The organism is Shimia aestuarii (assembly GCF_022814865.1).
GTDB classification, from domain to species: Bacteria; Pseudomonadota; Alphaproteobacteria; order Rhodobacterales; family Rhodobacteraceae; genus Shimia; species Shimia aestuarii_A.
In genome coordinates this window covers 72731-85052 of the sequence record NZ_JAKVRD010000002.1, presented here as the reverse complement: position 1 = coordinate 85052, position 12322 = coordinate 72731, and the positions used below count along the sequence as shown (strand labels likewise).

Below are 12322 nucleotides of genomic sequence, written 5' to 3'. Positions count from 1 at the left end.
ACGTAACGGAATCCCGCGCGATCAGGGCCGAAGGGCGCGCCGTCCGGTCTCTTCCAGAACATGCACCTGATCGCCTTCGAAAACCGCCGCCGTGATCGGCCGTCCATATCCTGCGCCGGAATCGAGGTTCACCCGGTTGCCTTCATGCACAGGAGCCTTCTGCGGCGTGTGTCCATGCACAACAAGCCACGGATGCGGCGCGCGATAGTCGAGGAATTCCTGCCGGATCCAGCAGAGATCATCTTCGCTCTGATCCTCAAGGGCGACCTCGGGGCGAATGCCCGCGTGGACGAAAAGAAGATTCCCGACGAGACGATAGGCCGGAAGTGCGGCCATGAAATCCACATGCGCCTGCGGGATCACCTCCCGCGCCTCGGCGTGGACCTGAAAATAGCGCGACGAGTCGTCCGTCTCGATCCCGTAAGAGGCCAGCGTGCTGCGCCCACCGATCCGCTCGCTGAACCAATCCATCCCAAGCAGGACAAAGGGATCGGGCCGGGGCAATTCCTCCATGAAACAGGAATACATCCGGTCGTGGTTGCCGCGCAGCACAGTCCAGTTGCGCCCCTCGGCCACGCCCGTCTGCAATAGGTCAATCACCCCGGCGCTCTCTGGCCCGCGATCCACGAGGTCGCCAAGAAAGACGATCTCGGCATCGCGCCCGCCGTCCGCCTCGATCCGCGCAAGCGCATCTTCGAGCATGGTTTTCTGTCCGTGAATATCGCCAATGGCGTAGAGGGGCGCGGTCATGCAAACGGTCCTTGTCCTGTTCTCTCCTGCCTAAACGCAAAACGCCGCCCCGGACAGGGGCGGCGCAGAATTTCACGAAGTTGTCGCGTGATTACTCGACGTCGAACTGAAGCGCTTTCACCTGACCGAACATGCCGGTCTGGCAGAGCTTGTCGAGAGTCGTCGCCGGCACAGGCGCATCGACGTAGAGAAGCGCGATGGCTTCGCCGCCGACATCGGCACGACCAAGGGTAAAGTTCGCGATGTTGACGCCGTTCTCGCCAAGGGTCTGACCAAGGGTGCCGATAATGCCCGGCACGTCTTCGTTGGTGGTATAGACCATGTTGGCGCCGATCTCGGCGTCGATGTTGATGCCCTTGATCTGGATAAAGCGCGGCTTGCCATCCGAGAACACGGTGCCCGCGATGGAACGCTCGCGCTTGTCGGTCACAACGGTGACCTTGATATAGCCATCAAACGCGCCCGACTTGTCCTGGTTCGTGGTCGAAATCTTGATGCCACGCTCTTTGGCGACAACCGGGGCCGACACCATGTTCACGTCCGGGTTGGCCTTTTTCATGATCCCCGCCACGACCGAGCAGTTCAGCGCCTCGAGGTTCATCTCGGAGACCACACCGTCATAGAGAATGTTGATCGCCTTGATCGGCTCGTCGGTCATCTGGCCCGAGAAGGCGCCAAGGTGATCGGCAAGCTTGATCCACGGGCCCATGATCTTGGCTTCTTCCGCGGTCACACTCGGCATGTTGAGCGCGTTTTCCACGGCGCCGGTCAGGAGGTAGTTCGCCATCTGATCCGCGACCTGAAGCGCCACGTTCTCCTGTGCCTCGGTGGTCGCCGCGCCGAGGTGCGGAGTGCAGACCACGTTGGGCAGGTTGAAGAGCGGGTTCTCCTTGGCCGGTTCCTCCGAGAACACGTCAAAGGCTGCGCCCGCGACATGACCCGACTTAAGCATCTCTGCCAGCGCCGCTTCGTCCACGAGACCGCCGCGCGCACAGTTGATGATCCGCACGCCTTTCTTGGTTTTCTCGAGGTTCTCTTTCGAGAGGATATTGCGGGTCGTATCGGTCAGCGGCACGTGCAGCGTGATGAAATCCGCACGGCTCAGAAGCTCATCAAGCTCGACCTTCTCGACGCCCATCTTGTCGGCCTTCTCCTGACCGAGGAAGGGGTCATACGCGATGACCTTCATCTTGAGACCGCGTGCACGGTCGCAGACGATACCGCCGATATTGCCCGCACCGATGACGCCAAGGGTCTTGTTGGTAAGCTCAACACCCATGAATTTCGACTTCTCCCACTTGCCCGCATGGGTCGAGGCAGAGGCTTCGGGAATCTGGCGGGCCACGGCGAACATCATCGCGATGGCGTGCTCGGCGGTGGTAATCATGTTGCCGAAGGGGGTGTTCATGACGATCACACCCTTTTTCGACGCCGCTTCCTTATCAACGTTGTCGGTGCCGATCCCGGCGCGACCGACGACCTTGAGGTTCGTGGCAGCTTCGAGGATCGTCGGCGTGACCTTGGTCGCGGAGCGGATCGCAAGACCGTCATACTGGCCGATCACCTCGGCGAGCTTGTCCTTGTCCTTGCCAAGGTCGGGCATGAAATCGACGTCGATGCCGCGATCGCGGAAGATCTGCACGGCGGTTTCGCTGAGTTTGTCGGATACGAGAACTTTGGGAGCCATGTGTTTGGTCCTTTGATTGGGTCGGGGTGCCGGGCAAATGCCCGGACTACGATGTTGGAATAGATGACGGAGGCCGGGCTTGCGCCCGGCACTCGCTTACGCTTGCGCTTCGATTTCGGCCTCAAAGGCCCATTCGAGCCAGGGCAGCATCGCCGCCACGTCGGAGGTCTCGACCGTGCCGCCACACCAGATCCGTAGACCCGGAGGCGCATCGCGATACGCGCCGATATCAAGCGCGATATCTTCCGCCTCGAGGCGCTTGGCCACGGCCTTGGCAAAGGCGGCACCGTCCTTGATGCGCGCGTCGGTGAACTTGAGGCAGACCGAGGTGTTCGACATCGTTGCCGGATCATGGGCAAGGAAATCGACCCAATCATGCATCTCGACGAAATCGGCCACGGCCTTGGTATTGGCATTGGCCCGCGCGATCAGCCCTTCAAGGCCGCCCTCGGAACGCGCCCAATCAAGCGCGAAGAGGTAGTCCTCAACCGCGAGCATCGAAGGCGTGTTGATCGTCGCGCCGGTAAAGATCCCGTCGATGAGCTTGCCGCCCTTAGTCAGGCGGAAGATCTTCGGAAGCGGCCATGCAGGCGTGTAGCTCTCAAGGCGTTCAACCGCCCGGGGGCTCAGGATAAGCATCCCGTGCGCCGCTTCGCCGCCAAGCACTTTCTGCCAGGAGAAGGTCGTCACATCGAGCTTGTCCCAGGGCAGATCCATGGCAAACGCCGCCGAGGTCGCGTCGCAGATGGTCAGGCCTTCGCGATCCGCCGGGATCCAATCGCCGTTCGGCACCCGCACGCCCGAGGTCGTGCCGTTCCAGGTAAAGACAACGTCATTGGCGAAATCGACCGAGGCAAGATCAACGATCTCGCCGTAATCGGCGGTTTTCACCACGGCGTCGAGCTTGAGCTGTTTGTTCACATCGGTGACCCAGCCCGAGCCAAAGGATTCCCAAGCCAGCATCTCGACGCCGCGCGCGCCGAGGAGGCTCCACATCGCCATCTCGACAGCGCCAGTATCCGACGCCGGCACGATGCCGATCTTGTAATCCGCAGGAATGCCGAGAATCTCGCGTGTGCCTTCAATCGCGGCCTTGAGCTTGTCCTTGCCAACAGCGGCACGGTGCGAGCGACCAAGAGCGGCATCGGCGAGTTTATCGAGCGTGAATGTGGGGGGTTTGGCGCAGGGGCCAGAGGAAAAACGCGGATTTGCCGGCCGCGTTGCCGGTTGATGCATAGCCATAAGTGCTACCCTTCCAGATAAGCGCCCCTCGTTGGGGAGGGGTGTCCCACGGACCGACTTAGGGCCAATGCTGCGCCCGCACAACAGGAAAATGCACACAAGGCGACTGTTCGCGCTCAAAAAGCGACGCGCCCTGACGCCTATCGGAAACTTCGCCGCCGCGACACGTGAACGGCTGGCCTTGCTCGCAACCCTTTGCTAAGGCCCAAGGCGACTCATTCACGGGAGACCCCCATGTTCATCGCCACGCTTCTGACCGCCCCCTCCACCCCGTCGCTCGACCCGGCCTTGGTCGACTCGCTGCGCAATGCCTGGGGCGGCGGCGAGGCGACATGGCTCGCCCCGGACGAAGCCGCCGAATTCCCGCTCGAGACCTTGCCCGCGAACCAATGGGAGGTTTGGGCTGAACTTCAGGGCATGGGTGTCGACCTCATCGTTCTGCCCGCCGAGGGACGCCGCAAGAAGATGCTCCTCGCGGATATGGATTCCACGATGATCCAACAGGAATGCATCGACGAGCTGGCCGATGAGGCCGGCGTGGGCGATTTCGTCAAGGACATCACCGCCCGCGCCATGAATGGGGAACTGGACTTCGAAGGCGCGCTGATCGAACGGGTCGGCCTGCTCAAAGGTCTGGACGAAGCAGTCATTGGCAAGGTGCTCGACACCCGCATTACCTTCATGCCCGGCGGCAAGGCGCTTTTGGCGACGATGAAAGCCAATGGTGCCTACGCCGCGCTGGTCTCTGGCGGCTTCACCGCCTTTACCGCGCGGGTCGCAGACACCCTTGGCTTTGACGAGAACCGCGCCAATACGCTTTTGACCGCGGATGGCAAACTCTCCGGCGATGTCGGACGCCCGATCTTAGGACGCGAAGCCAAGGTGCAGGCCCTCAAGGACATCACCACGCGCCTCGGCCTTGCCCACGCCGATGTGATGGCGGTCGGCGATGGAGCGAACGATCTCGGCATGCTCGACCTCGCGGGCGCGGGTGTTGCGCTTCATGCGAAACCCTCCGTCGCTGCCGAATGCGATATCCGCATCAACCACGGTGACCTTACCGCACTCCTCTATATCCAAGGCTACGCGAAACCCGATTTCGCCGCCTGATCTCTTCCTCTTGCCGGAAATATCCCGGGGGTTTGGGGGCTGGCCCCCAATCGAAAGTTGGGTTTGGGGGCTGGCCCCCAATTGAAATGGGGGGCTGGGGGCCGCGCCCCCAGCTATGCCCAACGCTTTGCGATGCGGCTTTGCCGCGTCTCAAAGAGGCGGGAGAACCCCCTCCACAGGGCGCATCCGCCCGGTCACCAATCCATCCCAGTTCTTGATCGCCCCGTGGGTGTATTTCTGCGCCACCGGATGCGCCGGGTCGAGCGCCCCGTGCCGCACCAAAAGCGCCGCCGTGAGACATTCCGCCCCGCGCGATGCGCCATCGGCGATCTTGACCGCGATGCCAAGCTTCTTCTCGGGGACAATGGCGACGAAATACCCCTCGGCCCCGGTCTTGACCGCCACCTTGTGATCCATCGCGCGCATCAGCTCGGTGCAGGCCCGGCCCTCGCCCGCGACAAGCTCGGGATAGGCCGCCATTGCTTCGCGCAGGCGCACCGCCGCCGCTTGCCGCCTGTCGCCATCTGGATTGGCGGCAGCAAAGAAGGCCATCGCCCGCGCCATGCCATGCATCGTCGCGGCGAAGTTCGGCGCGGAACATCCATCGACGCCATAGCCGGGACTGTCTTCCTCTGTGACCTCCTCGAAGGCCGCCTTGACCGCTTTCTGCACCGGATGGTCGAGCGCGACATACTCGGGCCCCGCCTTGAGATGCTTTGTGAGCGTCAGAAACCCGGAGTGCTTGCCCGAGCAGTTGTTGTGGTAGCGGCAGACCGGTTTGCCCTCGCGGATCAACTCATCGCGCGCTTCGATGTCGCGCGGCTCTTGCGGGCCACAACAGAAATCCGCGTCGCTGAACCCGAGGTTGGCAAGCCATGCGGTGACACGTTCGGAATGGATCGCCGCGCCGTTATGCGAGGCACAGGCGAGCGCGAGTTGCTCTCGTGTGAGACCCACTGCATCCGCCGCGCCGCTCTCGATCAGCGGTAGGGCCTGAAGCATCTTCGAGGACGACCGAGGCAGGACCACTGCCTCAGGATCGCCCCAGGCCTCGACGATCTCCCCGCCCGCATTACAGACCACCGCATGACCGGCATGAACGCTCTCGAGGAACGGACCGCGCCAGATTTCGACCAAGGGAACCGCTCCCGCCATGCCAAACCCCTCTGTTTCAGGCAAATTTGTGCCGACAGGTCTTTTCCCTGCCGCCCAAATCAGGCTAATGTGACTTGATCGAGAAGAAAATATCCCGCAGCACATACCGAAAACAAATTCGGACCGTGGGACGACAGAGGCAAGAACAGCTTGGAGGCTGTGAATTATGGGATCACGTATCGTGAACGCGTGTATGAAGGCTGGCATCACTGCCGCATTCGCGCTGACCGCAGGCATCGCATCGGCGCAACAAAGCAGCGACAATCAGGTCAACGCCGTCACCGACTGGAGCGTTTTCGTTGAGAACGAGCCCAAAGAATGCTGGGCCGTCTCAACCGCCAAGGAAACCGTCAACACCAAGGAAGGTCGTGTCGTCGCGGTGCGCCGTTCGGACATCCTGATGATGGTCGTCTTTCGCCCGAGCGTGAATGTCTCCGGGCAGGTCGGGTTTACCGGGGGCTATCCCTTCGCCAAGGGCTCGACCGTGAACCTTGATGTCGATGGCACCGATTTCGAACTCTTTACCGAAGGCGAATGGGCCTGGCCCGCCTCGACCGCCGAGGACGCCAAGATCGTGACCGCGATGAAACGCGGCGCCAAGGCCGTTCTGACCGCCCGCTCGTCGCGCGGCACCAAGACCGTCGATACCTTCTCGCTTCTCGGCTTCACCGCATCGGTCGAAGACGCCGAGAAACGCTGCAAGTAAAAGACCACCGCGACGCCCGGAAACACGGGCGCGCACCCCATATGCCACCGCGGGGGACATCGGCCGACAAAGGCCGGGCGAACCGCCAACGGGAGGCAGAGCAGTGCAGGACCCGGCGACCCTCGCCGCCAGACAGGACTCGGACTCCGTCTCTTTGACGGGGCTTCAGGCCGTATTGAATGGCACCCTTATCGCAACCCAACGCGGCGAAATCGCCGTTGAAGCCCTGCGCCCCGGCGACAAGGTTGTGTCGCGGGATCGTGGCCTTGTGCCGCTGCGCTGGCGTGGGGAAGTCACCGCAGAGACCCGCCTATCGCCTGAAGATACCCCGATCCTCATCCCGCGCCACGCGCTTGGGCGGAACCTGCCGGTGCGCGATCTCTATCTCGCCCCGGATCAGCGCATTTGGCTCCGTGGCACTGAGTTCCGTGATCTCTTTGCGAGCCACGAGGTGCTTGTTCCGGCGCGCGCGCTTGCCGGGTGGAGCGGCATCACGCAAGTGACCTACCTGCCGGAGCCGAGCTATACCGTGCTCCTTTTCGATCAACCCGAGATCATCATCGCCGATGGGCTTCAGATCGAAAGCCGCCGCCCAGAGCACGCGATTGCCAGTCTGACCTGCACCGGCCGAGACGCGATGTTTTCGCTCTTTCCCGATCTCGAACGCCTTGCGGGGCGCGGCGCACCGTCCCGGCGCGCCCTAAGTGAAAGCGAGACAGGCACGGTGCTTTCCCGGCAAAAGCGCGCCTGACACTGGCGGCAAGATTAGGAATCTTTGCATTTGCCTGTTAATGGTGTATGCACCGCGCCTGATTTCCTGAGACCCGAGAGACCCTATGACCACCCGCGCCCCCGTCACGCAGGACGTAATGACCATTCCGCGCAAACTGCCGGAGAGCGATAAGGTAAACCTTGTCGGGCTCACCCGCGACCAAATGCGCGACGCGCTTATCGAGGCAGGCACGCCCGAGAAGCAGGCCAAGATGCGTACCGGGCAAATCTGGCAATGGATTTACCAATGGGGCGTGCGCGACTTCGCCGAGATGACCAACCTCGCCAAACCCTATCGCGCCATGCTCGAAGAGAAGTTCTCGATCGAGATCCCCGAGGTGGTGAGCAAACAGGTCTCGACCGATGGCACCCGCAAATACCTTGTGCGGATTGCGGGCGGACACGAGGTCGAGGTGGTCTATATTCCCGAAGAGGATCGCGGCACGCTCTGCATTTCCTCACAGGTCGGCTGCACCCTGACCTGTTCCTTCTGCCACACTGGCACGCAGAAACTCGTCCGGAACCTGACAGCGGGCGAGATCGTCGGCCAGATCATGATGGCCCGAGACGATCTTGGCGAATGGCCCGAGCGCGGCGCACCGAAAGATGAGACGCGGCTTCTGTCCAATATCGTGCTCATGGGCATGGGCGAGCCGCTTTATAACTTTGAGAACGTGCGCGACGGAATGAAGATCGCCATGGACCCCGAAGGGATTTCCCTGTCGCGGCGCCGGATCACGCTTTCGACTTCGGGCGTGGTGCCCGAGATTGCACGAACGGCCGAAGAAATCGGCTGTCTTCTGGCGGTCTCCTTCCACGCGACGACCGACGATGTGCGCGATGTGCTTGTACCGATCAACAAGCGATGGAACATCGAGACTCTGCTCGAGTCGCTCGCGGCCTATCCCAAGGCGTCGAACTCCGAGCGGATCACCTTTGAATACGTGATGCTCGACGGGGTAAACGATCGCGACGAGGATGCACATCGCCTCATCGAGCATATCAAACGGCACAATATCCCCGCCAAGATCAATCTGATCCCGTTCAACGAATGGCCCGGGTCACCCTACAAGCGATCCTCGAACAACCGTATCCGCGCGTTCGCCAATATCGTGTACCAAGCGGGCTATGCCTCGCCGATCCGCAAGACGCGCGGCGATGACATCATGGCAGCCTGTGGCCAGCTCAAATCCGCGACCGAGCGCGCGCGCAAATCCCGCAAGCAGATCGAGGCAGAAGCCGGTCTTAAATAGAGCGCCTGCGGCGCGCAGGGATTGCGCGCCCTGAAGGGCGCGCGGATGCGAGGCTCTGCCTCGCGCTCCGAGGTATTTCCACCAAGAAGAAGTCGAATGCGCCCTGGGCCCCAAATGGAGCTCAGGGCGGCTTCTCCTTGGGCGGTCATCGGCTCCTCAGCCTGTACCGCCTGCTCATTGCGCAGCAAAAAAGTTAAGGGGGCGTTGCCTGCCTCAAACTTTCCCCATTTCCGGTGAATTTCCGCCCCGATGAACAATCAGTTTCCTCATCGTGAACAATAAAGATCCCGAGGAGGATTGAACGATGGCACGAGCAGATATCGGTGGCGCAATGATCGAGACGCCCATTCTTGACCTGATTACCCGCGAACGCGCCAAGGCGCTTTCACCGCGGGAATGGAAATTCCGCCTTGCAGGCTATGGCTATGCGATCAAGGACGTGAAGGGTGCGCAGGTTGTCACCAAACTTCCGCAAGGCGTTGAGCTTGGCGTTCTGCCTGCGCACATCCATTAAAGCGGTCCGCCAAGAATCTGAGACACAGATTTCGGCGTGACGCTTTAGCGCCCCGGGATATCCCCGCGCCGCGTTGCCTCACCCCAGTTGAGGATGATGTCGACCGCTTCCTGTGCCGTATCGACATAGCGGAACAGGCTAAGGTCTTCCTCGCTGATGGTGCCGGCATCGGCGAGCGCTTCGAAGTTGATGATCGACTTCCAGAATTCCCGCCCGAAAAGCAGGATCGGCACTTGTTTCATGCGCCCGGTCTGGATCAGGGTGAGGCTCTCGAAGAGTTCGTCCATCGTCCCGAACCCGCCCGGGAAGATCGCCAGCGCCTCGGCGCGCATGAGGAAGTGCATCTTGCGAATGGCGAAATAGTGGAAGTTAAAGCAGAGGTCGGGCGTCACGTAGGGGTTGGGCGCCTGTTCATGCGGCAGAACGATGTTGAGGCCGATCGAGACACCGCCAGCATCTGCCGCCCCGCGGTTTCCCGCCTCCATCACACCGGGCCCACCGCCCGTCACGATCACATGTTCCCGCGCGCTGTTCTCGCCGCCATTGAGGGTCATCAGGCGGGCGAACTCGCGGGCTTCGTCGTAGTAGCGCGACAACCCGGCCAGCGTCTTGGTCCGGGCCTCATCTTTCTTGGACGGCTCGGGGATACGGGCGCCACCGAAGAGGACGATGGTCGATTCGATGCCGTATTCCTGCATGAGCAATTCAGGCTTCAGCAGCTCGAGCTGCAGCCGCACCGGACGCAATTCGTCCCGGCAGAGGAAATCGAAATCGTCATAGGCCAGCCGATAGGAAGGTGAGCGCGATTGCGGCGTCTCGGGGACGTGGCTCGCGCGGCTGCGGTCGTGATGGGCATCGGAGAGGGGATGCTTGCGGTCCTTGGACATTGGGAAACCCTTACGTTCACATTCCCCCAAGCCCTACCGCGTCCGGCGCAACAACGCCAGTGACAGGGCTGTTACGTCTCTTGCAGCGCTGATAGGTCGTTTTGGCAGGGTGACGGCAGGGGCGCTTGCCGTTATGAAGTCTCGAATCCTTAACAGTGGAGCGAAAAGAACATGTCGAATGCCCAACTGGAACAAGCCATCGAATCCGCATGGGACGTGCGCGATACCATCACGCCGTCGACCGGCGGCGAGACGCGCGAAGCGATCGAGGCAACGTTGAAGGCGCTCGATTCGGGCAAACTGCGGGTGGCGGAGAAGCTCGAGAGCGGCGATTGGCACGTGAACCAATGGGCCAAGAAGGCCGTGCTCCTTGGTTTCCGTCTCAAAGACATGGAACAGCAAGACGGCGGCCCGCAGGGCGGCCACTGGTGGGACAAGGTTGATTCCAAATTCAAGGGCTGGGGTGACGGCGAATGGAAAGACGCGGGCTTTCGCGCCGTGCCGAACTGCATCGTGCGCAAATCGGCGTATATCGCACCGGGCGTTGTGCTAATGCCGTCTTTCGTGAACCTCGGCGCCTATGTCGATGAAGGCACGATGGTCGACACATGGGCGACCGTGGGCTCCTGTGCCCAGATCGGCAAGAACGTGCACCTTTCTGGCGGCGTTGGTATTGGCGGCGTGCTCGAGCCGATGCAGGCCGGTCCGACGATCATCGAAGACAACTGCTTTATCGGGGCACGCTCCGAGGTGGTCGAAGGCTGTATCGTGCGCGAGGGCTCGGTCCTTGGCATGGGTGTCTTCATCGGCCAGTCGACCAAGATCGTCGACCGCGAGACCGGCGAAGTCATGTATGGCGAAGTTCCGGCAGGATCGGTTGTCGTTGCGGGCTCGATGCCGTCGAAGAACGGTGTGAACCTCTACTGTGCCGTGATCGTCAAGCGCGTCGACGCCAAGACCCGCTCCAAGACCTCTATTAACGAGCTTCTGCGCGACTAATCTGCGCGATACGAGACACATGAAAGGCGCCGCCCTCCGGGGATGGCGCCTTTTTCTTTGGGATCATTCCGATCGAAAGCTTTCGCCGAACCACTTGTCAACAAGGGCGCCATAGGTGCCGTCCTCGCGCATGGCGAGCAGGGCGCGGTCAATGTCTTCGCGCAACGGGCTGCCCGATGGCAGGGCGATACCGTAGTTCTCGGGGCGATACACACGGTCGATGAGGCGCGCTTGTCCGGCAAGTTTCTCGTTCAGATGGAAGGCAAGGATCGGCCCATCGAACACCGCCGCATCCGCCGCACCGCTTTCAAAGGCCGCAAGCATTTCATCCGGGCTCGCGTAGCCCGCAAAGGCGATATCGCGCTTGGCAAGGTAATCCGCGCTCGTCGATCCCGCGACGGTCGCCACGCTGCGCGCATCGAGATCATTGATGGAATCGACGTTCTCCTGAAGCGCTTCGACGGTGACGGCGGCGGTGATCGTCGCGACGAAGATCGAAACGATAAACAGGCTCGCAATCACGAGCATCACCGCAAAGACCCGACCGACACGCGACATCGGCATGCGCTCTTCAAAGCCGCCGTTGACGACAAGGTTCAGCGCCCACCAGAAAGACGGGAACATCGCATCCCCAAGCGGGCGGTCGAAGTAGGGCTGTCGGCCACGCTCGAACACCCACATGAGCATCCCGCCTCCGAACAAGAGGCCCAGCGCCGCCAGACCCATCATCAGGATGTCACCGCTCAAAACACCGCGAAGACGCATGAACATGCTGTCCTCTTTTGGCAGCAGGATTTGCAGCCCGCTTTCAAAGATCGGCTGGCTGAAATCCATCTCGCGTTCGCGGTCGGCGGTGATCGAGATATTGGCAATCGCGCCGTCGACATCGCCCTGCCGAACTGCGTCAAGCATATCGGCGAACTTGTCCTTCGGCACGAAGCGTAGCTTGCGATCAAGCCGGAGGGCGATTCCCTGCATGAGGTCGATGCTAAACCCTTGCGGCGTCGCCCCCTCGAGGGATGCAAATGGCGGGCGGTCCACCGTCGCAAAGACGAGCGTATCCTGCGCTGCAAGAGGTGTCGACAGGATCCACGTCCCGCCCAGAAGGGCCAGAAACACAAACGCCCATGCGCGGACGCGATTCAAGAATTCGTGCAAAGCCCAATGCCCTTTTCGTGCAAAACCCCGACACCACCATGCCCCGCCCCAAAGGGACGGTCAACGGCGGAAGGGCGTTGCAAATCGCGG

General features: G+C 61.5%; 12 protein-coding genes. 6 read left to right on the top strand and 6 right to left on the bottom strand.

The window, feature by feature from the left end; all coding sequences use genetic code 11:
* Nucleotides 1-21: 21 nt before the first annotated feature.
* The 3 genes from MK745_RS02510 to MK745_RS02500 all read right to left on the bottom strand — a co-directional run bounded on the left by MK745_RS02510 (nt 22) and on the right by MK745_RS02500 (nt 3679).
* Nucleotides 22-750 (bottom strand): metallophosphoesterase family protein, encoded by a 729-nt coding sequence (locus MK745_RS02510; RefSeq protein WP_243611704.1) that lies wholly within the window; start codon nt 748-750, stop codon nt 22-24.
* A 91-nt stretch (nt 751-841) separates the two neighbouring features.
* Nucleotides 842-2437: a phosphoglycerate dehydrogenase gene (gene serA, locus MK745_RS02505; protein ID WP_243611703.1), complete on the bottom strand. Its 1596-nt coding sequence runs from the start codon at nt 2435-2437 to the stop codon at nt 842-844.
* A gap of 96 nt (nt 2438-2533) precedes the next feature.
* Nucleotides 2534-3679 (bottom strand): phosphoserine transaminase, encoded by a 1146-nt coding sequence (locus MK745_RS02500; RefSeq protein WP_243611702.1) that lies wholly within the window; start codon nt 3677-3679, stop codon nt 2534-2536.
* A 234-nt stretch (nt 3680-3913) separates the two neighbouring features.
* Here MK745_RS02500 and serB point away from each other — a divergent pair, with 234 nt between their 5' ends.
* Nucleotides 3914-4789 (top strand): phosphoserine phosphatase SerB, encoded by an 876-nt coding sequence (gene serB / locus MK745_RS02495; protein WP_243611701.1) that lies wholly within the window; start codon nt 3914-3916, stop codon nt 4787-4789.
* A 150-nt stretch (nt 4790-4939) separates the two neighbouring features.
* Here serB and MK745_RS02490 read toward each other — a convergent pair whose 3' ends face one another.
* A complete protein-coding gene (locus MK745_RS02490; protein ID WP_243611700.1) occupies nt 4940-5944 on the bottom strand; it encodes an asparaginase in 1005 nt (334 codons plus the stop codon).
* A gap of 166 nt (nt 5945-6110) precedes the next feature.
* Between MK745_RS02490 and MK745_RS02485 the strand changes: the two genes are divergently transcribed.
* The 4 genes from MK745_RS02485 (at nt 6111) to MK745_RS02470 (ending at nt 9188) form a co-directional block, all read left to right on the top strand.
* Nucleotides 6111-6650 carry an invasion associated locus B family protein gene (locus tag MK745_RS02485; RefSeq protein ID WP_243611699.1) on the top strand — a complete coding sequence of 180 codons (540 nt, stop codon included), beginning with the start codon at nt 6111-6113 and terminating at the stop codon, nt 6648-6650.
* A 103-nt stretch (nt 6651-6753) separates the two neighbouring features.
* Nucleotides 6754-7401, top strand: a complete 648-nt coding sequence (locus MK745_RS02480; protein WP_243611698.1) for a Hint domain-containing protein — start codon at nt 6754-6756, stop codon at nt 7399-7401.
* Nucleotides 7402-7486: 85 nt separating this feature from the next.
* Nucleotides 7487-8674, top strand: a complete 1188-nt coding sequence (gene rlmN, locus MK745_RS02475) for a 23S rRNA (adenine(2503)-C(2))-methyltransferase RlmN (protein ID WP_243611697.1) — start codon at nt 7487-7489, stop codon at nt 8672-8674.
* A gap of 304 nt (nt 8675-8978) precedes the next feature.
* On the top strand, nt 8979-9188 hold the full coding sequence (locus MK745_RS02470) for a hypothetical protein (RefSeq protein ID WP_243611696.1): 210 nt from the start codon (nt 8979-8981) through the stop codon (nt 9186-9188).
* Between the two features lie 44 nt (nt 9189-9232).
* Here MK745_RS02470 and MK745_RS02465 read toward each other — a convergent pair whose 3' ends face one another.
* Entirely contained in the window at nt 9233-10075 is an 843-nt protein-coding gene (locus tag MK745_RS02465) for a TIGR00730 family Rossman fold protein (protein ID WP_243611695.1), read from the bottom strand.
* Nucleotides 10076-10246: 171 nt separating this feature from the next.
* Between MK745_RS02465 and dapD the strand changes: the two genes are divergently transcribed.
* Nucleotides 10247-11074 (top strand): 2,3,4,5-tetrahydropyridine-2,6-dicarboxylate N-succinyltransferase, encoded by an 828-nt coding sequence (gene dapD, locus MK745_RS02460; protein ID WP_243611694.1) that lies wholly within the window; start codon nt 10247-10249, stop codon nt 11072-11074.
* Nucleotides 11075-11137: 63 nt separating this feature from the next.
* On the opposite strand, the gene MK745_RS02455 is transcribed toward dapD, so the two are convergent.
* Nucleotides 11138-12232: a transporter substrate-binding domain-containing protein gene (locus tag MK745_RS02455; protein ID WP_243611693.1), complete on the bottom strand. Its 1095-nt coding sequence runs from the start codon at nt 12230-12232 to the stop codon at nt 11138-11140.
* Between the last annotated feature and the right edge of the window lie 90 nt (nt 12233-12322).